24 protein-coding genes, 1 other RNA gene and 2 pseudogenes are annotated in these 22822 nt (G+C 43.4%); 5 read left to right on the top strand and 22 right to left on the bottom strand.

Going from position 1 to position 22822, the window contains the following annotated elements; all coding sequences use genetic code 11:
• Positions 1–270 precede the first annotated feature (270 nt).
• Positions 271–465: a hypothetical protein gene (locus HFV01_RS02855; protein WP_006669505.1), complete on the top strand. Its 195-nt coding sequence runs from the start codon at positions 271–273 to the stop codon at positions 463–465.
• Positions 466–558: 93 nt separating this feature from the next.
• On the opposite strand, the gene ssrS is transcribed toward HFV01_RS02855, so the two are convergent.
• Positions 559–743: non-coding RNA, 6S RNA (gene ssrS / locus HFV01_RS02850), on the bottom strand.
• A 538-nt stretch (positions 744–1281) separates the two neighbouring features.
• On the opposite strand from ssrS, the gene HFV01_RS02845 reads away from it, so the two are divergent.
• Positions 1282–2283, top strand: a complete 1002-nt coding sequence (locus HFV01_RS02845) for a pentapeptide repeat-containing protein (protein WP_006623595.1) — start codon at positions 1282–1284, stop codon at positions 2281–2283.
• Positions 2284–8939: 6656 nt separating this feature from the next.
• A complete protein-coding gene (locus HFV01_RS02840) occupies positions 8940–9884 on the top strand; it encodes an Hpt domain-containing protein (RefSeq protein ID WP_006623594.1) in 945 nt (314 codons plus the stop codon).
• An 8-nt stretch (positions 9885–9892) separates the two neighbouring features.
• On the opposite strand, the gene HFV01_RS02835 is transcribed toward HFV01_RS02840, so the two are convergent.
• A complete protein-coding gene (locus HFV01_RS02835; protein ID WP_108614711.1) occupies positions 9893–10528 on the bottom strand; it encodes a hypothetical protein in 636 nt (211 codons plus the stop codon).
• Positions 10529–10532: 4 nt separating this feature from the next.
• Positions 10533–11216, bottom strand: a pseudogene (mgtE, locus tag HFV01_RS02830) (magnesium transporter); the annotation flags it as partial.
• Here mgtE and HFV01_RS30090 point away from each other — a divergent pair.
• The gene (locus HFV01_RS30090; RefSeq protein ID WP_432430806.1) at positions 11176–11355 is read left to right on the top strand and encodes a hypothetical protein; all 180 of its coding nucleotides are present in this window, start codon (positions 11176–11178) and stop codon (positions 11353–11355) included. The pseudogene mgtE and the gene HFV01_RS30090 overlap by 41 nt on opposite strands.
• A 146-nt stretch (positions 11356–11501) precedes the next feature.
• Here the strand turns inward: HFV01_RS30090 and HFV01_RS02825 are convergent, their stop codons facing one another.
• The 18 genes and pseudogenes from HFV01_RS02825 to HFV01_RS02745 form a co-directional block, all read right to left on the bottom strand.
• Positions 11502–11840 carry a CBS domain-containing protein gene (locus tag HFV01_RS02825; protein ID WP_046319119.1) on the bottom strand — a complete coding sequence of 113 codons (339 nt, stop codon included), beginning with the start codon at positions 11838–11840 and terminating at the stop codon, positions 11502–11504.
• Positions 11841–12236, bottom strand: a pseudogene (locus HFV01_RS02820) (zinc ribbon domain-containing protein); the annotation flags it as partial. It abuts the gene before it with no gap.
• A 475-nt stretch (positions 12237–12711) separates the two neighbouring features.
• Positions 12712–12870, bottom strand: a complete 159-nt coding sequence (locus tag HFV01_RS02815; protein ID WP_155839128.1) for a hypothetical protein — start codon at positions 12868–12870, stop codon at positions 12712–12714.
• 40 nt (positions 12871–12910) lie between these two features.
• Positions 12911–13144, bottom strand: a complete 234-nt coding sequence (locus HFV01_RS02810; protein ID WP_006623220.1) for a hypothetical protein — start codon at positions 13142–13144, stop codon at positions 12911–12913.
• On the bottom strand, positions 13134–13415 hold the full coding sequence (locus HFV01_RS02805; RefSeq protein ID WP_006669510.1) for a hypothetical protein: 282 nt from the start codon (positions 13413–13415) through the stop codon (positions 13134–13136). Before HFV01_RS02805 ends, HFV01_RS02810 begins: the two co-directional genes overlap by 11 nt.
• 122 nt (positions 13416–13537) lie before the next feature.
• On the bottom strand, positions 13538–13855 hold the full coding sequence (locus HFV01_RS02800; protein ID WP_006623222.1) for a hypothetical protein: 318 nt from the start codon (positions 13853–13855) through the stop codon (positions 13538–13540).
• A gap of 1 nt (position 13856) precedes the next feature.
• Entirely contained in the window at positions 13857–14276 is a 420-nt protein-coding gene (locus HFV01_RS02795; protein ID WP_046319114.1) for a hypothetical protein, read from the bottom strand.
• Positions 14277–14279: 3 nt separating this feature from the next.
• Complete coding sequence (locus tag HFV01_RS02790) at positions 14280–14633, bottom strand: hypothetical protein (protein WP_006669513.1); 354 nt, start codon at positions 14631–14633, stop codon at positions 14280–14282.
• A 21-nt stretch (positions 14634–14654) separates the two neighbouring features.
• Positions 14655–15023 (bottom strand): hypothetical protein, encoded by a 369-nt coding sequence (locus HFV01_RS02785; protein WP_046319112.1) that lies wholly within the window; start codon positions 15021–15023, stop codon positions 14655–14657.
• A 146-nt stretch (positions 15024–15169) separates the two neighbouring features.
• Positions 15170–16369, bottom strand: a complete 1200-nt coding sequence (locus tag HFV01_RS02780; RefSeq protein WP_006623225.1) for a hypothetical protein — start codon at positions 16367–16369, stop codon at positions 15170–15172.
• Between the two features lie 27 nt (positions 16370–16396).
• Positions 16397–16900 carry a hypothetical protein gene (locus tag HFV01_RS30085; RefSeq protein ID WP_318286123.1) on the bottom strand — a complete coding sequence of 168 codons (504 nt, stop codon included), beginning with the start codon at positions 16898–16900 and terminating at the stop codon, positions 16397–16399.
• Between the two features lie 28 nt (positions 16901–16928).
• Positions 16929–17372: a hypothetical protein gene (locus HFV01_RS30080; RefSeq protein ID WP_318286122.1), complete on the bottom strand. Its 444-nt coding sequence runs from the start codon at positions 17370–17372 to the stop codon at positions 16929–16931.
• Between the two features lie 6 nt (positions 17373–17378).
• A complete protein-coding gene (locus HFV01_RS02770) occupies positions 17379–17816 on the bottom strand; it encodes a hypothetical protein (RefSeq protein WP_006623587.1) in 438 nt (145 codons plus the stop codon).
• A gap of 7 nt (positions 17817–17823) precedes the next feature.
• Positions 17824–18534, bottom strand: coding sequence for a hypothetical protein (locus HFV01_RS02765; protein ID WP_318286121.1), 711 nt, complete (start codon positions 18532–18534; stop codon positions 17824–17826).
• A gap of 551 nt (positions 18535–19085) precedes the next feature.
• Complete coding sequence (locus tag HFV01_RS02760) at positions 19086–19667, bottom strand: hypothetical protein (protein ID WP_318286120.1); 582 nt, start codon at positions 19665–19667, stop codon at positions 19086–19088.
• Positions 19655–20236, bottom strand: coding sequence for a hypothetical protein (locus tag HFV01_RS02755; RefSeq protein ID WP_193520810.1), 582 nt, complete (start codon positions 20234–20236; stop codon positions 19655–19657). Before HFV01_RS02755 ends, HFV01_RS02760 begins: the two co-directional genes overlap by 13 nt.
• Complete coding sequence (locus tag HFV01_RS02750) at positions 20233–21108, bottom strand: group 2 RNA polymerase sigma factor SigC (RefSeq protein WP_193520809.1); 876 nt, start codon at positions 21106–21108, stop codon at positions 20233–20235. Before HFV01_RS02750 ends, HFV01_RS02755 begins: the two co-directional genes overlap by 4 nt.
• Positions 21109–21111: 3 nt before the next feature.
• The gene (locus tag HFV01_RS02745; RefSeq protein WP_006669520.1) at positions 21112–21624 is read right to left on the bottom strand and encodes a hypothetical protein; all 513 of its coding nucleotides are present in this window, start codon (positions 21622–21624) and stop codon (positions 21112–21114) included.
• 38 nt (positions 21625–21662) lie between these two features.
• Here HFV01_RS02745 and HFV01_RS02740 point away from each other — a divergent pair, with 38 nt between their 5' ends.
• Complete coding sequence (locus tag HFV01_RS02740) at positions 21663–22595, top strand: hypothetical protein (protein WP_006623582.1); 933 nt, start codon at positions 21663–21665, stop codon at positions 22593–22595.
• A gap of 28 nt (positions 22596–22623) precedes the next feature.
• Here HFV01_RS02740 and HFV01_RS02735 read toward each other — a convergent pair whose 3' ends face one another.
• Complete coding sequence (locus HFV01_RS02735; RefSeq protein WP_164468734.1) at positions 22624–22788, bottom strand: hypothetical protein; 165 nt, start codon at positions 22786–22788, stop codon at positions 22624–22626.
• Between the last annotated feature and the right edge of the window lie 34 nt (positions 22789–22822).

Genomic DNA, 22822 nt, shown 5'->3' with positions numbered 1-22822 from the left:
CAATACCAGAGTTTTTGTTTTCTGTTTTCGAGGGGAAGTCCCCAGACTTAACCGTGGGTAACTTCAGATCCTCTGGTCTTGAACATCCGGGATTAGGGTAGATGGGTACAGGGACACAGGGGCGGTCAATGTAACGGTTTGTCACAGAAGCCCATCATAAAGATTAAATATCATTACAAGGTTAGTCAAGTTTGTACATAAGCATGATACTCTCTATGAGTGATTACGAACACCTTAGATTGAGAGACGAGAAACACTTTGAATTTAGATATGGATAGATACCCAGCTTGTTCCCTTCGTCAAGATGTTAGCGAGTATGTGGCTGATCTCCAGCTACACATGACACTACAGGCTCGTAACCTCATCCCTACTTTAACTAAAACCAAAGAAAATGATAGTCGGGAGGAGATGCTTCAGCAAACTCAGGCTTATTTTGAAAAAATAGCTTCTCGTCAGGCTAGTTAACAGCACAACGGTTACACTCAAATAAATGCAGCCCGAAAAACTCGAGTTATCTACTTCTCGACCTCGGGCTTTTTTCGTTTTTCGTTAATAAACAGCCCAACCGCAACGCCGTCTTACCTCAGTTTTTGACCTGGACGAGCCAGGTGGGCACCACTGCCGAGCTTCAAGTTTCCGGGTACAATGCCCGGTATACTGCCACTCGATTCTAAGGGGTTCCCTTGTTTTTAGAGTTATAGATCAAAAAAACATTTTGGCAGTCACCAACGTCACAGCCGGACCTTGTTGCCATTATAGCGCTTTCTCAAAAATTGTCTAGGGGTTAACAATGGATCATGCAAATCCCTCTCTCTCCCCAGAGGGCTGGCCCGTCAATCTGCTCGCCCCCAGGCCAGCAACTCGCGATCTGGGATGGTGCGCTAGAAGGGAGATAGAGAGGGGGTTGACTTTTGCCCCTGGCTTTGCTATTATATTAAATGATGGATACATTTTAACAAACTAAAAATAGCAAAGTTTTAATTATATAAAAGTATGATATCATGAGTTCCGGTGGCTGTCAATTCTAGGGGCGGCTTGGCGTGAACAATTTTTTAAAATTGCTTAAAAAATCAACAAAGACATCAGAGGATAAATCAACATTTGTAAACAAAATACACAAATTTTGTCTGGTACAGATAAAATAAATATTAAGAGATTATTAGCAGTAGCTTTTATCGTCAGAGGTGCAGCAAATTAAGGCATCTGAATCAGTCGAAACTCAACTAAGCGATCGCCGGAGACTGTTTCAGAACTTGTGTGATGAAAAAGGAGATCCTCAACATGAAAGAAACAGAAATCCTAGAGCGATATCTTAGGGGAGAAAGAGATTTTCGTGGAATCGATTTAACCGCAGCCAACTTGATTGGTGCTAAATTAATCGCGGCTAACCTGTCGGGTTCTAATTTAAAAGAAGCATCCTTAGCTCGCGCTTACCTGGAACGATGCTTTATGTTAGAAGCCAACCTGAATGGGGCTTTTTTGTATGGTACTAACCTTAATTATGCGAAACTGCGAGATAGCTGCTTAATTGAAGCTGATTTAACTAAAGCAGACTTGAGCGGCGCGCAACTTCATAAAGCTAACTTAAGGGGAGCAAAACTCAGCGGCGCGGTGATGTCTTGGGTGACACTTTATCGCGCTAATTTACCGGGTGTGAATCTCTGTGGCGCTAATCTTAATGGGATTAATTTGCGATCGGCTAACTTAGAAAAAGCTAACCTAAATTGGGCTAATTTGACGGGAGCGCGACTGAGTGGGGCTAACTTGCGAGGAGCGCAATTAAACGGGGTTAAACTTGAAAAAGCCTTTCTGAATGGCTTAACTTTAGAAGCGATCGACTTTAGTAGTTTAGAACTGAGTGAAATTAAACTCAGTGGCGCTAAAATGGCAGGTGCTAACCTACAGGGGACTAATCTCAAAGATTCCCAAATGCGGTTTATTCGCTTGGATGAAGCTAACCTACAACAGGCTAACCTACAAGGTAGTAATATTCGCGGGGGTCAGTTTATTAAGGCTAATTTGATGAAGGCTGACTTGCAAGAATGCGACTTGAGAAATGCGGATTTGAGCAATACTAACCTGAATTTGGCTAACCTGCGAGGTGCTGACCTCACGGGGGCTAACCTTCGGGGTGCTTACCTTTGGGGTGCTAATTTGGATGGTGCTAACCTTGAAAATGCTGACCTGCGCGATGCTAGTTTCCGCGATGCTACCCTCAATGGCGCTATCCTAAATGGTGCTATCCTAACTGGTGCAATTATGCCAGATGGTCGCATTAGATAATGGAACTCCCCCCTCTCCCAGGGGGGTTGCTTTTTGATTTTGCCTGTGCTACCCCGGAAAGGGTGGGGCGGGTTTATTAATATCCGGGTGGGGGCGGAGAATTGACAGCCGGAGAGGGCGGGTTTATTAAGATAGTCGTAGGGATGGAAAATTGACAGCAGAACCCGCCCCTACAATTAATAATTAATAATTAATAATTAATAATTATTACCCTCGTAGCGTCAGAGGGATAACCTATCGGGTCAACGGCAAATTTTATTCATCTGATGCAGAATATCGTGGTCAAGAAACCGGGTTTTTCCCCAGAGGTCAAGAAACCGGGTTTCTGAATGATTAATTATCGGTGGTGGGGCGGGTTTATTAGTATCCGGGTAGGGATGGAAAATTGACAGCAGAACCCGCCCCTACAATTAATAATTAATAATTAATAATTAATAATTATTACCCTCGTAGCGTCAGAGGGATAACCTATCGGGTCAACGGCAAATTTTATTCATCTGATGCAGAATATCGTGGTCAAGAAACCGGGTTTTTCCCCAGAGGTCAAGAAACCGGGTTTCTGAATGATTAATTATCGGTGGTGGGGCGGGTTTATTAGTATCCGGGTAGGGATGGAAAATTGACAGCAGAACCCGCCCCTACAATTAATAATTAATAATTAATAATTAATAATTATTACCCTCGTAGCGTCAGAGGGATAACCTATCGGGTCAACGGCAAATTTTATTCATCTGATGCAGAATATCGTGGTCAAGAAACCGGGTTTTTCCCCAGAGGTCAAGAAACCGGGTTTCTGAATGATTAATTATCGGTGGTGGGGCGGGTTTATTAGTATCCGGGTAGGGATGGAAAATTGACAGCAGAACCCGCCCCTACAATTAATAATTAATAATTAATAATTAATAATTATTACCCTCGTAGCGTCAGAGGGATAACCTATCGGGTCAACGGCAAATTTTATTCATCTGATGCAGAATATCGTGGTCAAGAAACCGGGTTTTTCCCCAGAGGTCAAGAAACCGGGTTTCTGAATGATTAATTATCGGTGGTGGGGCGGGTTTATTAGTATCCGGGTAGGGATGGAAAATTGACAGCAGAACCCGCCCCTACAATTAATAATTAATAATTAATAATTAATAATTATTACCCTCGTAGCGTCAGAGGGATAACCTATCGGGTCAACGGCAAATTTTATTCATCTGATGCAGAATATCGTGGTCAAGAAACCGGGTTTTTCCCCAGAGGTCAAGAAACCGGGTTTCTGAATGATTAATTATCGGTGGTGGGGCGGGTTTATTAGTATCCGGGTAGGGATGGAAAATTGACAGCAGAACCCGCCCCTACAATTAATAATTAATAATTAATAATTAATAATTATTACCCTCGTAGCGTCAGAGGGATAACCTATCGGGTCAACGGCAAATTTTATTCATCTGATGCAGAATATCGTGGTCAAGAAACCGGGTTTTTCCCCAGAGGTCAAGAAACCGGGTTTCTGAATGATTAATTATCGGTGGTGGGGCGGGTTTATTAGTATCCGGGTAGGGATGGAAAATTGACAGCAGAACCCGCCCCTACAATTAATAATTAATAATTAATAATTAATAATTATTACCCTCGTAGCGTCAGAGGGATAACCTATCGGGTCAACGGCAAATTTTATTCATCTGATGCAGAATATCGTGGTCAAGAAACCGGGTTTTTTCCCCAGAGGTCAAGAAACCGGGTTTCTGAATGATTAATTATCGGTGGTGGGGCGGGTTTATTAGTATCCGGGTAGGGATGGAAAATTGACAGCAGAACCCGCCCCTACAATTAATAATTAATAATTAATAATTAATAATTATTACCCTCGTAGCGTCAGAGGGATAACCTATCGGGTCAACGGCAAATTTTATTCATCTGATGCAGAATATCGTGGTCAAGAAACCGGGTTTTTCCCCAGAGGTCAAGAAACCGGGTTTCTGAATGATTAATTATCGGTGGTGGGGCGGGTTTATTAGTATCCGGGTAGGGATGGAAAATTGACAGCAGAACCCGCCCCTACAATTAATAATTAATAATTAATAATTAATAATTATTACCCTCGTAGCGTCAGAGGGATAACCTATCGGGTCAACGGCAAATTTTATTCATCTGATGCAGAATATCGTGGTCAAGAAACCGGGTTTTTTCCCCAGAGGTCAAGAAACCGGGTTTCTGAATGATTAATTATCGGTGGTGGGGCGGGTTTATTAGTATCCGGGTAGGGATGGAAAATTGACAGCAGAACCCGCCCCTACAATTAATAATTAATAATTAATAATTAATAATTATTACCCTCGTAGCGTCAGAGGGATAACCTATCGGGTCAACGGCAAATTTTATTCATCTGATGCAGAATATCGTGGTCAAGAAACCGGGTTTTTCCCCAGAGGTCAAGAAACCGGGTTTCTGAATGATTAATTATCGGTGGTGGGGCGGGTTTATTAGTATCCGGGTAGGGATGGAAAATTGACAGCAGAACCCGCCCCTACAATTAATAATTAATAATTAATAATTAATAATTATTACCCTCGTAGCGTCAGAGGGATAACCTATCGGGTCAACGGCAAATTTTATTCATCTGATGCAGAATATCGTGGTCAAGAAACCGGGTTTTTCCCCAGAGGTCAAGAAACCGGGTTTCTGAATGATTAATTATCGGTGGTGGGGCGGGTTTATTAGTATCCGGGTAGGGATGGAAAATTGACAGCAGAACCCGCCCCTACAATTAATAATTAATAATTAATAATTAATAATTATTACCCTCGTAGCGTCAGAGGGATAACCTATCGGGTCAACGGCAAATTTTATTCATCTGATGCAGAATATCGTGGTCAAGAAACCGGGTTTTTCCCCAGAGGTCAAGAAACCGGGTTTCTGAATGATTAATTATCGGTGGTGGGGCGGGTTTATTAGTATCCGGGTAGGGATGGAAAATTGACAGCAGAACCCGCCCCTACAATTAATAATTAATAATTAATAATTAATAATTATTACCCTCGTAGCGTCAGAGGGATAACCTATCGGGTCAACGGCAAATTTTATTCATCTGATGCAGAATATCGTGGTCAAGAAACCGGGTTTTTCCCCAGAGGTCAAGAAACCGGGTTTCTGAATGATTAATTATCGGTGGTGGGGCGGGTTTATTAGTATCCGGGTAGGGATGGAAAATTGACAGCAGAACCCGCCCCTACAATTAATAATTAATAATTAATAATTAATAATTATTACCCTCGTAGCGTCAGAGGGATAACCTATCGGGTCAACGGCAAATTTTATTCATCTGATGCAGAATATCGTGGTCAAGAAACCGGGTTTTTCCCCAGAGGTCAAGAAACCGGGTTTCTGAATGATTAATTATCGGTGGTGGGGCGGGTTTATTAGTATCCGGGTAGGGATGGAAAATTGACAGCAGAACCCGCCCCTACAATTAATAATTAATAATTAATAATTAATAATTATTACCCTCGTAGCGTCAGAGGGATAACCTATCGGGTCAACGGCAAATTTTATTCATCTGATGCAGAATATCGTGGTCAAGAAACCGGGTTTTTCCCCAGAGGTCAAGAAACCGGGTTTCTGAATGATTAATTATCGGTGGTGGGGCGGGTTTATTAGTATCCGGGTAGGGATGGAAAATTGACAGCAGAACCCGCCCCTACAATTAATAATTAATAATTAATAATTAATAATTATTACCCTCGTAGCGTCAGAGGGATAACCTATCGGGTCAACGGCAAATTTTATTCATCTGATGCAGAATATCGTGGTCAAGAAACCGGGTTTTTCCCCAGAGGTCAAGAAACCGGGTTTCTGAATGATTAATTATCGGTGGTGGGGCGGGTTTATTAGTATCCGGGTAGGGATGGAAAATTGACAGCAGAACCCGCCCCTACAATTAATAATTAATAATTAATAATTAATAATTATTACCCTCGTAGCGTCAGAGGGATAACCTATCGGGTCAACGGCAAATTTTATTCATCTGATGCAGAATATCATGGTCAAGAAACCGGGTTTTTCCCCAGAGGTCAAGAAACCGGGTTTCTGAATGATTAATTATCGGTGGTGGGGCGGGTTTATTAGTATCCGGGTAGGGATGGAAAATTGACAGCAGAACCCGCCCCTACAATTAATAATTAATAATTAATAATTAATAATTATTACCCTCGTAGCGTCAGAGGGATAACCTATCGGGTCAACGGCAAATTTTATTCATCTGATGCAGAATATCGTGGTCAAGAAACCGGGTTTTTCCCCAGAGGTCAAGAAACCGGGTTTCTGAATGATTAATTATCGGTGGTGGGGCGGGTTTATTAGTATCCGGGTAGGGATGGAAAATTGACAGCAGAACCCGCCCCTACAATTAATAATTAATAATTAATAATTAATAATTATTACCCTCGTAGCGTCAGAGGGATAACCTATCGGGTCAACGGCAAATTTTATTCATCTGATGCAGAATATCGTGGTCAAGAAACCGGGTTTTTCCCCAGAGGTCAAGAAACCGGGTTTCTGAATGATTAATTATCGGTGGTGGGGCGGGTTTATTAGTATCCGGGTAGGGATGGAAAATTGACAGCAGAACCCGCCCCTACAATTAATAATTAATAATTAATAATTAATAATTATTACCCTCGTAGCGTCAGAGGGATAACCTATCGGGTCAACGGCAAATTTTATTCATCTGATGCAGAATATCGTGGTCAAGAAACCGGGTTTTTCCCCAGAGGTCAAGAAACCGGGTTTCTGAATGATTAATTATCGGTGGTGGGGCGGGTTTATTAGTATCCGGGTAGGGATGGAAAATTGACAGCAGAACCCGCCCCTACAATTAATAATTAATAATTAATAATTAATAATTATTACCCTCGTAGCGTCAGAGGGATAACCTATCGGGTCAACGGCAAATTTTATTCATCTGATGCAGAATATCGTGGTCAAGAAACCGGGTTTTTCCCCAGAGGTCAAGAAACCGGGTTTCTGAATGATTAATTATCGGTGGTGGGGCGGGTTTATTAGTATCCGGGTAGGGATGGAAAATTGACAGCAGAACCCGCCCCTACAATTAATAATTAATAATTAATAATTAATAATTATTACCCTCGTAGCGTCAGAGGGATAACCTATCGGGTCAACGGCAAATTTTATTCATCTGATGCAGAATATCGTGGTCAAGAAACCGGGTTTTTCCCCAGAGGTCAAGAAACCGGGTTTCTGAATGATTAATTATCGGTGGTGGGGCGGGTTTATTAGTATCCGGGTAGGGATGGAAAATTGACAGCAGAACCCGCCCCTACAATTAATAATTAATAATTAATAATTAATAATTATTACCCTCGTAGCGTCAGAGGGATAACCTATCGGGTCAACGGCAAATTTTATTCATCTGATGCAGAATATCGTGGTCAAGAAACCGGGTTTTTCCCCAGAGGTCAAGAAACCGGGTTTCTGAATGATTAATTATCGGTGGTGGGGCGGGTTTATTAGTATCCGGGTAGGGATGGAAAATTGACAGCAGAACCCGCCCCTACAATTAATAATTAATAATTAATAATTAATAATTATTACCCTCGTAGCGTCAGAGGGATAACCTATCGGGTCAACGGCAAATTTTATTCATCTGATGCAGAATATCGTGGTCAAGAAACCGGGTTTTTCCCCAGAGGTCAAGAAACCGGGTTTCTGAATGATTAATTATCGGTGGTGGGGCGGGTTTATTAGTATCCGGGTAGGGATGGAAAATTGACAGCAGAACCCGCCCCTACAATTAATAATTAATAATTAATAATTAATAATTATTACCCTCGTAGCGTCAGAGGGATAACCTATCGGGTCAACGGCAAATTTTATTCATCTGATGCAGAATATCGTGGTCAAGAAACCGGGTTTTTCCCCAGAGGTCAAGAAACCGGGTTTCTGAATGATTAATTATCGGTGGTGGGGCGGGTTTATTAGTATCCGGGTAGGGATGGAAAATTGACAGCAGAACCCGCCCCTACAATTAATAATTAATAATTAATAATTAATAATTATTACCCTCGTAGCGTCAGAGGGATAACTTATCGGGTCAACGGCAAATTTTATTCATCTGATGCAGAATATCGTGGTCAAGAAACCGGGTTTTTCCCCAGAGGTCAAGAAACCGGGTTTCTGAATGATTAATTATCGGTGGTGGGGCGGGTTTATTAGTATCCGGGTAGGGATGGAAAATTGACAGCAGAACCCGCCCCTACAATTTTATATGGTAATTATGGGAAAAACAAAAAAGTTACAAAACTAACTATCATCTAGGATGGTGTCAAGATTATATCATTAGTTCCGGTGGCTGTCAAGGATTGAGGCGGATTCTGGTGAGGCAATTTTTTAAAATTGATTAAACAATCAACCTATGATAGTGGTCAGACCTGGAAAAACTGTGCAGGTGATAGTATAACAGAGAGAAAGCCAGTCGCCTTTGAAGGCTTGCCGTGAGTTGGTCGAAGGGGGCGGAGCTTGAAACCCATGATTTTGGGTAAGTGATGAGTAGGGTTGTCTGGCAATGGCTTCTAACTTGTAGTGTTAAGACATACCAGGTTAACAGTACCGCTCATAATAAAGCTCGGCGTTAAATTGTCGATAGGAGGGCAGCCGTGCCGACGAGCCAAGACCAAAAAATAATCGCTATCTTTATGGAAGAGGCGGGAGAACGCCTCGAAGAACTTAGTACGGGGTTGAAGGATCTGCCAAAAATTATGGCTGACTCCGATCGCGAACCGATGATTACTATGTACAGAGCGGCGCACTCGATTAAGGGAGCCTCGGCTATGTTAACGCAACAGATGCCGAGTTTAGCCAGTATTAATAAGGTCTCTAAACGACTTGAAGATTGTTTTAAGTCGGTTAAAGACACTCCCATAAAAGCTGATAGCAAGGTTGTTACACTGTCAAACAAGTGTTATGAGGTACTAAAGAACCTGATTGAAAGGGCACAAAGTCCGTCGGGTTTATCAGTGGAAATGGGGGAAAAAATTGCTAAGGCTGCCCTTCCGGTGTATGATATGCTGGAGAAGCATCTAGCGGATTTGATGAGTGGCAAGGCAACACCTGCGGTGGCGGCGGCTTCGTCTGGGGGAAGTAAACCGGTACCGTCAGCGCTGGCTAAGGTGACGGCGGTTCTGAAACCGATGTTGCAGGGTTTGAGCAAACCGGAATCTCCGGCGCTACGGAAACAAATAGCGGGGCTGTGTGGTCATTTGCTGAAAATTGCACCAGGAGTGGAACCTTGGCAAAATTTAGTGAAAACTACCCATGGCGCGATCGCTAATCCCAAGGCTCCTTTCCCGGTTCTGAAAAATACGGTAATTAAGGAACTTCAGCAGGCGGCGAAACTCCTGGAAGCGGGAAAAGCTGATGCTATAGCGCCTAGTGATGCTCTAGTTAAACTGGGAAGTAGCCAAGGGAGAGTCCCGGCGACTGCTAAGGAAATTACGATACCAGCAGATCCGAAGGAAGTGGTGAAGGTGTTACTGAAGACTTTTAACAAAAAAGAACTTCAGGCGATCACTCAATTGTTGATCAAGCACATCAAATCCTGATTGAGATTCTAAGTGGAATTATCCAAGCGATCGCTGATGGCGACTTCAACCTGTCGAGGTAAATCAGCGATCGCCCCAGAAACTCTTTCCTGTAACTCATTTAACTGTTGCTGTTGAAGGGCTCCCCACTGGGGTAGTTGATTGATAAACTGCTGTAAATCGACAATGACATGGGTTAAATTCTCGACCTGTTCTAACTCAGGTCGCTGCTGAAACTTTCGCACAACCAATTCCAACTCTCCCTGAATAGCATCGATCGCCTGTTCGAGGGCATTTTGGCGCTCTAAAATATTCTGGAGAGTCCCATTAAGGGTAGTTAAATTATCGGTCAGCGCCGCCATGTCTAAATTAGCGGTAGATTTGAGGGTGTTGATATTAGCAGAAACAGCATTAGCCTGAGCAATATGATTTAACTGTTCGATCGCCTGAGTGTTCAAGTCAACGTTAGCTTTGACATTGAAAGTAAGCGATCGCAGATATTGCTTTAACAGATAGCGGTTAACTAGACCAATAGCTAGAAAAATCAATAGAGGAATGCCGCCATATAATAGCGATCGGCCGGTGAAAGTGGCGACAGTTCCCACCACAGTGACCGCCAAACCGACATATTCAGCTATTTCTAGTAGATTACGGTAATGCAACATTCTGTTAATTGAGACTATTACTTGGCAAAATCATCCGAGCTAAATTCAAATATATTAACACCCCCAAGACATCAACGGCGGTGGTAATAAACGGCGCAGACATCAAAGTTGGGTCTAATTTGAGCGATCGGAACAAAAAAGGCAAAGCGGAACCGGCGACAGAAGCCAACAGGGAAATGGCCAATAAACTCATACCAACTGCGATCGCCACTGCTATTTGACCGGGGACAATAAATACACTAGCCCATATAGTCGCCAAGGTCCCCAAAATGACACCCAGTACAGCACCGGCGATCGCCTCCCGCCGAATTACCTGGAAAGATCCCAAAGACCAAATTTCATCAGTATTCATCCCCCGAATTACGACCGTGGAAGACTGAGCGCCGACATTTCCCCCAGTTCCGGTCAACAGGGGAATAAAAAAGGATAAGGCTACCACGTCTTGGAGAATCTCTCTCTGGGTCTTGAGAATAGAGGCGGTAATACTATTGGTCACTAACAAGACTAACAGCCAGACGACCCGGCGGCGGGCTACGGTGAGTAAACTGATCTGAAAATAGTTATCTCCGTCCGCCTGTAAGCCACCCAAGGCGTAGATATCTTTGGTGGTTTCCTTCTCGAGGATATCCAAGATATCATCAACGGTAATAATTCCGACGAGTCGCTTTTCACGTAAAACTCCTGGGAGGGTTGGAAGCTCCGTGATTTATAGCGGAGAGGAAAACCGACTCAAGCGGCTGACCGCCGCCAGCACCCCCTTGCGGGGTGGAGGGGTATGGTTGCCCCTCCATGGAGCTATGGTTGGCTCCGACTCCCTTGCGGGGTAATGTTTGCTTCGCCAATGTTCAGAGTCGGTACTATCCAAATCGCACGTCCTTAACCCCTTAGAGATGTTTAACGATTCGGTTCTAGGGCCTGGAACTAGCACGCATTCCAGGGTAGGAACTTTAACTCTTGCTCTGAACGTAGCCAGTTAAGGCTTAGGCTGGTCAGCTACCTGAAAGGGGGGCACGAAGCCCCTGTGCTTCAGCCGGGGGTGCTGACTATCGACGACAGGAACTGCTAGAAAATCATATCGCTGAATGATGCGGGCGACTTCTTCTTGGTCTGTATAGGTTTGTACAGAGACAAAATCCCGGCTGAGGATTTCACCAACGGTTTGCTCTAACTGAGCAGTTACTAAGTCGCGCAGGGAGAGAATGCCAATTAAATGGCGATCGGAGTCGGTGACATACAAAGAATAAACGGTTTCGGTAACATGGGCTAAACTGCGAATACGCTCTAAACTCTGACCTACGGTGTACTGATACATTTACGCGACATTTATCCGGCTATTGCCGGACAATGCGACGATAGCACTATTACCCGTTAAGGTAACAGAGGCGGTATCCCGCAAAGCTTTTAGAAAGATTCCAAAAGCACCGTTCCAGTCCCTGGGTAGAGTGAACCCACACTCCGGACATCGGAACACTTTTGAGCCACCTAGCTGGGAATGCACATGACCACAGTGAGTACAGGTTTTGCTGGTGTATTCTTCGGTCACATCTACAACTGTGGTTCCAGTTATCTCGGCTTGATGTCTCAGGGTTAGTTTGAATCGATAATGCGCCCATGTCAGCATGGCGCGGGCAGTCTTAGACCTGATTAGACGCTTCACCTTGGCAACCATATTGGAAGTCTCGAAGGTGGGCCAAAAAATCAGGCTGTGTTATGGGATGGCCAGGGATGCGACCCAATCAACCAAGGGGTTGAAGTCCTCACCGGGTAGTTATTTCGCCCATTTCAGCTCTATTTCATACCCGAAGGTCTCGCACCATACTTGGTATTATACCGTATTGCCGTCAAATGTTAACCTAATTTGAGATGAAATCATGCTCCAAAACTGCTACTGAAAATCTTAGCGTGACATGAGCGATCGCTGCTCCTGCCCAGAACTTTTCTAACCAGAAACCCGGTTTCTTTTAGGTTCCTTGGGTAGGGGCGGGTTCAACGGTTAACCATACCCCACACCAGCCGACTGTCTAAACCCGCCCCAGTGATAGAAACGGGCTTTCTTTTAGATTCCTTGGGTAGGGGCGGGTTCAACGGTTAGCCGTACCCCACACCAGCCGACTGTCTAAACCCGCCCCAGTGATAGAAACGGGCTTTCTTTTAGGTTCCTTGGGTAGGGGCGGGTGGGAGGGTTAGCCATACCCAACACTAGGCGACTGTCTCAACTCGCCCAAGGGATAGAAAGAAGCGTTTACCTTTGCCTTGGAGTTGTAGAAGTCCAGATTGGTGTCAAGGGACTTAATGCGATCGCTTTTTTGTCCTAACTGGGAATTTGTACTTGTTTTGTCCATTTTCCCAGTAGGCTACCTTCCATTGGGTCAGTCTGATAACTTACTCCTTGCTTTCTCCCCTGGGACAGTTAATCCGGCTAGTGCGATCGCTTAACCTGGTGGGATTCTGTCTGGACTGATTTAGGATTGTGTATATCAGGTTCATTAGTTCGTTGTCTCTGGAGTTAACTTCAGTAATTAGTTTCTGGTTTTGTTTCATCAACTGCCAGACTAAAAAAACTGTAATTCCATCAGTTCCTAGCTTGACTATCTCAGGTAATGTATTAGAATTCATCGTTGTTTGTTTTGTCTTTTTTTAAGATTAATTCATTATAGTCAGTGGTTTTGGCTAAATATCTTTCAATATGTTTTAAAGTAAGCCAGACCAGTTGTTTGTCCCCTCGACATTCGCTTCTGACTGAACTTCTTAATCTATCGATATCTTCTTGATTTTTTTTGACATTAATTTGGAGTTCAGTATGTTTTGCTGAAAGATACCAAATACCTCCCGAAAAAGAAATAAGCCAACCAATAATTAAAGCAATTTTTTCAATTTCTAGATGCATAAAGTTAGAAACTCCTGTACTTTCAAAAACTAAAATTAAGTTTTGAAAAAATTGCTGGTACTTCGTTTTCGGGTAATTCGGATAGACTCCCAATCACCCGAAAAATTTAGACCGTTGGCAAATTAGAATTGTGGTCTACTAATAATTCCTGAATTCTCAAATTTTTGGTAGAATGACAATTGTCTATCTATCTGTCTTGTCACAGAGCCATCCGGTTGTAACACTATATTGAACAATGTCTGAGCAGAAACTACGTTTAATCGTTGAACATCAGGTAGTTGGTTGCGTTCGACTTGTGCCTGGTAAAAAGCCTCAACAAATTCGTAAAGTTCTACGGTAGCGTCTACGTTTTCAGCTTCCGAACCTAATGACCCCAGCAAGGTTTTTAAGGTTGAACCATCTGGGAGATGGTTGATTAATTGAGCGAGAGAGATATTCATGTTAAGCTACAAAAGCCTCAATTATTACGTTAAACTTTAGATCCATTGTAGGATGATTTTCGATCCATGTTGCGTTTTTGAAAAACCGGCGGCGGACTCCTAGCTTTCTAATTGTCCAGGAATTATCTGTAAATTCTTCTATGGGCGGATAATTAATCAGTTGTGGTTCTTCTGTAACGTATACAGTTCTTTGTCCTGTTACCCAGCCAAAACTCCCAGAATCATCACGATAATGCCCTCTGATAAGCAGCATTGACCTATAGCCATCATAGGGATTTTTCCAACGCCCCCAATCAGTTGAAAATTTAAACCTCAATAATGAGTGTTCAGTAATTGGGGGGTTGTGAATTATCCATTCTTGGGTAGGCTGATAGCTTGAAGCTATCAGTTTCCATGCACCATAAGCGTCGGTAAAATCCATGCCTTATTTGATAACTAGGCGGCGTTCAAAACCAGCGTTCATGACGCTCTTACCATTTAGAGTCCTACCGTTACTATTGTAATACGTCAAAGCCTCGTTTATTTTTTCCTTTGTGCAAAAAAGTCTATAAGTAATTGGCGGTTTGGTAGTGCCGTTGTTGCACTGAACGGCAAGCCTTACTAACAAACCAGTTCGCATTAATTCCCCGGTGTCATACACTGGATCATTAGCGTTGGCTTCTTCTACTGGGGATACGCCTAAAACATCTTTAGTTCCGGCTGTATACATTACCGCACTGGCTCTAAAGACTCTAACTTTAGTACCATCCATTGCCTGACAGAGTTGTGTTCTAGCCATTAATATTTTATCCTTTCTCTATTAACGAAAATCAGCCCTTATGCGATCGCGACAGGAAGTAATCACCCCAGTACCATCCCAGGCTTTGCCAGCTAGTTTTTGGATAGCATCAGAAACTTTGTCTGTGGGTACATAAATATCAGCCCCAAAATATTTGTTACTTTTCCGATAGTTAATCCGCATTTTCATCAAGAGCCCCTCTTGGACTGCTCGATTTGCCTTTACCATTTGCGCGGTGACTCCACTAGCGTCTGCGTGGGCTGTCATTCCCAAGTCAGTAGCAATGCCATCGTATCTATTAGAAAGCCGAGCCGCTACTGTCATGGTTCCCGTTCCGCCTGGGGTGGGCGCAGTCCAACTATAAATTTTCGTATCTGCTAAACTTGGCATCCAATACCCGCCTTGTTGCTTCAAAACTGCTTACTACTTCATTCATAGCAGACATTTTTAGGAGGTGGAACATATACGGAAACCTATAGGGTTTCCGGATATGCAAGGAGTTTTGTTTGGTCTAAAAAAAGTGTTGGGGTTGTCTTCTAATCGGGATTTCTATATAGATGACCGTTGTAGTCACAGAGCAGGATAGGCTCATTGAGCATCTCTAAAAACAATTTTGCTTCCCTAAAGTAGACGTACCCGACCGGACGGCGGCGCGGCGGTTTGATTTTGTTACCCAATATCGTCACTTCTGGAGATGTGATAGGGAACGCTTGGGCTGGATTTTGGTTGGTCGATGTAAATACTTTGGAGTTGTCAAACTCGATCTGCATCACCTGGCAGATGCGCTGGTAGAGATTGACACCTTCCGCCGTGCTGGTCGCAAAAACAAACGATTCTAACCCGGAGGATTTGTCCCGATAACTAACCGATTCCCTTCCTTTGCGGAACCGGAACTGCTGGGGCTGTAGAAAGTGCTGGAAAATTCTTTGTGCCAAACTTCTGATATTGGCTTTCGTCAGCAAGTCCCCGACTCCGTTTGGATTTTCCGTTTTTCCCACCAAACGGAAACCGACTCTCGCTTCCAGTTGTCGGTAGCCTTTCTCCACATCCTCAATTCTTTCCAAAAAGTACAGCACAACTTTAGGAGCGCCCCGGTAACTGATACCCGTTGAGACTGTGCTATCGGATTTTTCGCTACTGCCGCTGCCCTCGTAGTGGATTTGCAGGATTTGCCTAATTAGTTCCTTATCGTTCCCGGTCAAGACAACTGATTTGTTTTCGGAGCGATCTGGAAAATATTCTATTGTTCGGTGAAGCCCAACCTCCTTAGATGTTTTTCTGTCGGAAGGATGCCACTCAATATAAGCCGGGCGAGAACTCGCGTCTCCTCTCCATCTGGGGATGGTATCTCCGTCGCTGTTTCTTAGATTGCGCGCCGGATAGTTGGTGCTTAAATTGGGGAGTTTTGGGTTGGATCTATAACGCAGCTCTGGATAACCCGCCGCCCAAGCATCAAACCAGTCGTCAAATTTTAGGTCGCTGGCATTGAGGAGATGATCGATCATCTTCTCCATCCATCCGAGCTGAGACAACTGCAATGCCAAAGCTGACTCGGAACCCGCCATCAGCAGCTTGTAATCTGGGTTTTTTCTGTCAGGCTGCAGTTGGTAAACATCCCAGTTGGGTTGCAATTCTATTCGGACTCGTTCCGGGCGCTTATCCGAGAGTTTCGTGATGCGCCTTTGGCGAGCCATCATGATATAAGTTTGTTGGGTTAGCCTTCCAACATTTGCCATAAATACTCCCTCTCTCAGCCGATTAATTTACACAGGAATCCACTCCTCATAAGTTCCCTGGTCTGTTAGTAAATCCCCTAATGTTTCAAAGAAAGTAGAGGCTAATGATTCCATACCCTCCCACTGTTGTTCATTTACCCAGTCAAAATATTCATCTGCTTTAATCTTAGACCAGGTTTCCTCTACCTTTTCAGAAACGATAAAAGGCGACTGTCCTTCTTTCCCCCAAGTCTCCTCCTTATCTAACAACTTAGCTGCTACTTTCCTGGTGTTAATATAAGTTATGACAAACAGTGCTTTTTTAGCAACCTCTTGAACCGCATATCTAAGCGACGACAAGGCTTCTACCAAAGTATCCTTAATGGTTGGGTTAATCATACACATGGCGGCGATCGCGCCTTCTCTAATTCTTAGAGTTGTTGTCGCCGTGCTTCCTACCTTGCCTGCAACTAAAGCAGCCAGAGATTTTCCGACTGTCTCTCCCAAGGGAACATATAAAGCGTTAGCTGCTTGTTTTAAATCATCCATCATTTTTTTGTCAGATGCTGCCCAATCAAAATTATACGCTTGAGAAACTCCTTGGGTTAATTTGCCCATTAGTGTAGGCACTGTTACCCCCCAAAAAACCGCCTACAAAAGCCGGGTGGGCTGCTACTAAACTCCCCACACCCGCACCAACAAGCCCTACAGCTTTTCCACCAACAAGCAGCACAGTCCCGGCAATTACACCACCCGCTAGAAGCCCTGCTACTTTAGGAATCATAGGGGCTTCTAATAGCCAATCTTTGAAAAATCCCCAGTTGCCTTTTTTGATGTTTTCTCCAATAGCTAAAGCACTACCTTTAAGACTTCCGGCCCATTTCTTAAAATCAAAAGATTTTAAAATCTGAACCTCTTTATACAGTTGAGATGAAAAAGCATTAAACCATTGTGCTGCGATTTCCTTGCCAGCTACAGCGGTTGAAGTTAGTTCTTTCAGGTCTACACCTACAACATTAGACATAATTTATTAACCTATTTCGTGGTCATTGTTGGGCAACAATCTTTCTCGGCGGCGTTGGCTTGGCGACTTTCCAGTAGACAAGTTGTCAGATTTAATATCACGAATCTCCATTAACTCGTCATTAGTTTTGATGAGGCGGGGCTGCTGTTCCCGACTGGGGGCTGTCTTGGGTTTATCCTTAAACCCAGATGCTGTCATGGCGTTATAGTAATTCATCAACCAAGAACGTTTAAACTCTTCAAAGTCGCCGCCCCCAACTGCTGATGCTACATTTAAATATTCCAGATGCAGCCGGAAATCTAACACAGCGATCGCTTCCTCAATTCTTTTCCGAGTGTCACTTTTAAACTTAGCCTTTTCCTGTCCTGCCGATGGCGGTTTTTTCCCACCACCCGAATCCGGCTGGGAATTACCCGAACCCCTTGGCGCTCTTCTTTTACTCATGATAAAACTATGACCTTAATTTTGCCGCTATCCCTATTAAAACCTCATAGAGGTCATTACTTTTAGCCCTAAACTCATCAACCTCTATTTCATAGTCGTGAATCTCCAACAAATCTGGCAGCATGGCTTCCGTCGTGTCTTCATCATTCAAATCAAGTTTAGGCTCCTGACCTTTCTTGTTATCCTTTCCAAAACCCTTTCCAGCCCCCCAGTGTTTTTTACCAAACACATTAAACTCAATTGGCAACGTAACCACTTTCGAGATAATGGGAATTCCCAACCCGTCTAAAATCGCCGACGTTCGATAATACAACTTAGCCAAAGTTCTATACATTCTCGTCATTATATAGGCTAAACGAATCTGAATATTTAGCCGGTTGGCGCTATCACCTTTTAACTCAATCAAAAGCTCAGTCTGAGCCTTTAATATTGCCCCCAATGAATTAAACTTTAACTCAATAGACTGGTCGCCTTCTTGGGCTTTGTTAGTATCCTGAACCGTCACGGTAACCGGAGCATCAAAACCATAATTATCTATGGTTTTGAACAGGTCAGACATGATTTCCAAATAATCTTTGTTTATGTGATTTCCCCGTCCCTCTGGTATCATCATATTAGCCGGAATCTGGAAACTCTTATCTAGCAACTTCCTGACCCCTAGGGCTTTATGGATTTCCCTAATCATTTTGGTAGAATCTTCACAGCATTGTTGATTCATGTCATTCCTTAATATTGGTAAACTTGGCGGCGGCTCTGGTTGATGATTGTTGATTGTTGTTGGTAAAAGACTCCACTCGACTACCCAACCCCTAGTCGTATAATCAACAAAATAAGACTGCAACGTGCCAGTTTCAGGATTTCTATACGGCACATGAACAGGACACACTCTTATAGTGACTGATCCGAATAAGTTAGGCTTCGACCACGTGCGACCATTAGTGACACGACAAGTTCTTGTTGCCAAATACTCATTTGGGCCATTGAAGTTATGGATTGTACCTGTATATTTAGCCAGATAGTACCTAAAGGTAGAGGGATGGAAACCCCTACCTTTACTTATGTGTAAATCACGATAATATTCGTAGCCCAACGAGAAAGGAAAAGTTCCTATTTTTTGCACAGATATAACTTCACTGCTAGAACTGGGAAACTCTATTGATGAGAAAAACTCTCTGGAAGAGGTAATAGCATCACCTCCGTTAGAAAAATGGTCAAAAAAGTTTTCTTTTGTGCTTGCAAACCACCCACCCATGTGACCTACTCTATGGACTAAAAAAAATCCGCTAACCTCCCTGAGAAACCTAGAGGAAAAGGAGGATTACCAACACTGGGAGGTAAAATATTATCTGTATCATCACTTGTTTCATTTTCATCTGTCTCCGATGGTTCTTCTATATCATCCTCGCAAACATTCCGAGCAAAAGTGACAGTTTTGCCAAACATGGTTACGCTCATGGTTTGCTCACATTCCCCAAAGTAAACCGAGACATTGGCATCATTAATGCTGTCAATTGTTCCCCCAAAACCTTTGGGGTTGCCATCTTCATCAAGGTCTACAAATCCACGGGCTGTGCTGCCTATCTTCTCAGCTTTTATGCCTCTCCTAGTTCTGCCATCTTGTAAATCTTCCTCTGCGCTTATTTTTGGCTTCATTGCCTGGGCAAATTCAATTATCCCCCCCACATCTATATCAATGTCTCCATCGTCACGGGGAAATCTTACTCGCGCTCTGGGTTTGTCGTCGGCTTCTAGTCTTTTAACCTCTCTTTCTATGACATCTATAGCTTGCCTATAGTTGCGATTCCTTACAATGTCTTTTGTCCTTCGGCTACGTTCCTCTACTTCTCGCATGGTTCGCACTCCTGCATCAACTCAGGAAATAGTTGCAACCATCCCTCTTTGGTCAATTTTCGTCCGCCAACAACCCATTCCCGTTCCATTGTTTCTATGGGTTCCAAGGAGACAAGTTTAATGGTTTTCCGTTGTTTTAGCGTGGGAACAGACAGGGGGCGATAGGGACTAACAGAATCAGACAAAAAAGCCGCAATTGGCAACACTTCCAAAAATGGAAAGATATGGCACAAATACTCTATTCTTTCCAGCCATTGCTCAAGGACAAAACGATAATTTTCGTCTTTGGCTTGGGATATCCTTCTTTGCCTCTCTTCTGGGGAAGGAAAATCAACAATGGTTTTATATTCTTGGGGAACATGAGCCAATGCTTTTAATTCTCTATAAATCAAATATCCATTGGCGGGGCGACCTGGTAGCAAAAAATGGCGGTTAAACACATCCTTATTTGTAGCTATAAGAATCTCTAACCGCTTATCCCATAGATGAACAGGATTAACCGCAGATTCTAAGGATAAATCTACCGGATAATTTTCTAAGTCATCTAATCCATAAAAAGCTATCATCATGTGTAAGAACTCTCCATAATTAAAACAGTTGTCGAACCTTCTACTACTTTACCCCATATCGCGTCAGTCGGAATAAATCCTGATACATTACCGGGATAATAAATCTGACCGGGTGGCATTCTGAATGGGTGAGTAGTTGCATTATTTCCCGATGCACCCAACCCCCAAAGCAATTGAGTTTCTCCCTGGTTCTGAATTTCAAAATAAGCACGGTTGGGATTAGCGGGGGCGATTAATATAGGATTAAGTCCGACTGTTATTGTGTTCATCAAGGTATTAGCCGGGCGTTTAGCCATCAGTATCAAATCTAATTCGACCCGATATTCACCCTCTATATAAATGGTGTCATAGCCGCGATTACTGCCTATTGAACCGCCGCCTAATATACCGTTACCGTAATCCTTAAAACTTAAACCTAACTGGTCATCTACTCCAAATATTTTTACCTCATTGGCAGTTAAATAAGGGTTGATTAGAGGCACATAAAACCGCCGCCCTCGGTTTTGGATAACCGGACAAGCTGCCTCAACCCAAGGATTTGACGAGCCTTTTCTTCTCAGTAATTGCAAACCAAACTTAGGGTGATTGCTCTCTAATTTCATTAATTTAGCTGCCCTTTCCGCCGCTGAATCCTCTGGGTAAAATTCGGGATAAGGAGAACGAGTAAAACTCGGACACCAAACTGATGCAGTGAGACTTTCTAAAAAAGCATTAGCTCGCCATAGCCACCTGGGGTCAATATGGGCAGAAATGGCAGTAATAGCATCAGAAATATTCCACAGTGTTAACGGATTGCTTGCATAATCACTGACATTACTCTGATTAATTTCAAATGAAAAAGTGTCGGTTTCTGATAAGCGATTTTCTGCCATAGGTTAAGGAGTTAATAAGTATGGTTTGGCGGCGGAAGTCATGCCATTGGTGTAGTCAACAATTACGGGATAGTCGGTTAAGCTGATGGTGCATATTAACGGATATTGTCCATCTCCCCTAACGTTAGGTCGGATAGAAAAATCACAATGTTTTTTGGCGGGTTCGGGGTTTAGTGCGGGGCTAAATTCTGCTATGTGTTGATGTACAACTAAATGCAGTAAAGCACTGGCTAAATTGGTTTGGTCAAAGGGGTAACTACCTATACCGGGTTGAAAACTACTCACAAACGGATCTACTATTTTAATCGCGCCATTTTCTATATAAGCCTCTAGCTCGTCAATATCCAGGTTGATAACAGAATCCTCTTCATTAAGAGTTAAATCCATAATATCTTTTCCTGTGAAGTTAATCGTCAGGTCTTTTTGTCTTTGTAGCAATCGCCGCCCCATGGCTAAGGTTAAGGCTTCTAGTGTAGTTTCGGAAAAATCGGGATAGACTCCCGGCGTGATGTTCATGTGAGACAATAGAAGTGGTTACTTCCATTCTACGATAAATGCCTATTCGATTTGAAATGCGTCCGGTCGGCGGCGGGAGCGGCGGGGGCGCTTATTATAGATTTTCCAAGTCGGGGACGGTTCAACTGGCGGCAGGGGAAGAGGTGGAAATTATCCCCTCCACATCGTCCCCGGTGAGGCGAGAAATTTCCATCAAGGGGGAAAATCCATTCTCCATCAGATGGGATGGTAGCGATCGCTCATTGCCAGTATTTGAAGATGCGACCTATTTTGATAGCAGCGACGGGGGAATCTCTCTTTTTGCGACATCCGCCACCACCCAGACGGTAGAACTCTGGGTTAGACAGGAAACGGAAATTGATTATGACTTAGGACAAGAATCAGGAGAAATAGACGATATGCCAATGCCGAATTTATCTATTAGACCTTTTATGGGTACAGGAAATCAATCCGTTCACGTACCCAATTTTATAGCTGACAACGCAGATTCGGATAGTAACAGAATATATGACTATCTTTGGTATAACACCTTTTATAGTGAACATGGAGTTTTAATTTTTCAGTTTGATGTGTTTTTCCCTGGTCAAATGTACAACTTTACCATTAATCCCTCTAACGATTCTTGGCTGCCGCCTGGAGAAGTGATTAAAGTCTTCCTGATTCCGCGAGAAATTATGGCGATGGTCATGACTCAAATAGCCGTCTATACCTGGCAGTTTTATAACTACGATACACTAATAAATCTAACGAATTGGATTAAAGAACATAGTGAAGTTGCGACAGTAGAATCACCAGCACGCGGGTTTTCTGTTGTACCTACAATGAGCCGTCAACTATTATTTTTTGATATGCCATCCCCTTGGAGTTCTACTAGGCCATTGTGTACTTGTAGTTATACGCCCAACCTAGCGAACCCCAAAGAGGGGGGAGAATTTACTATCAATGAGTTTATCGATTACGAAGACTGGTAGATAAACGATCGCCTTAATCTGAGTTTTCCTAAGATGGGGGGGAAGCGATCGCATTACCGGCTGGTGAACAAATATAGGAGAGGCTGATCCGATCGCCCGCCGCCAATCCCCCAAGTCTCCGAGTTGATTCCATCTGGCTCAGTCCGTCCACTACAATAGGTAAACAGGAAGGGCGATCGCTTAATCCGACCATCTGGGCAACTGGGGAGAAACCATAGCCAATTACA

This window comes from Limnospira fusiformis SAG 85.79, from assembly GCF_012516315.1.
Taxonomy (GTDB): Bacteria; Cyanobacteriota; Cyanobacteriia; order Cyanobacteriales; family Microcoleaceae; genus Limnospira; species Limnospira fusiformis.
This window is presented reverse-complemented; position numbering and strand designations above follow the sequence as displayed.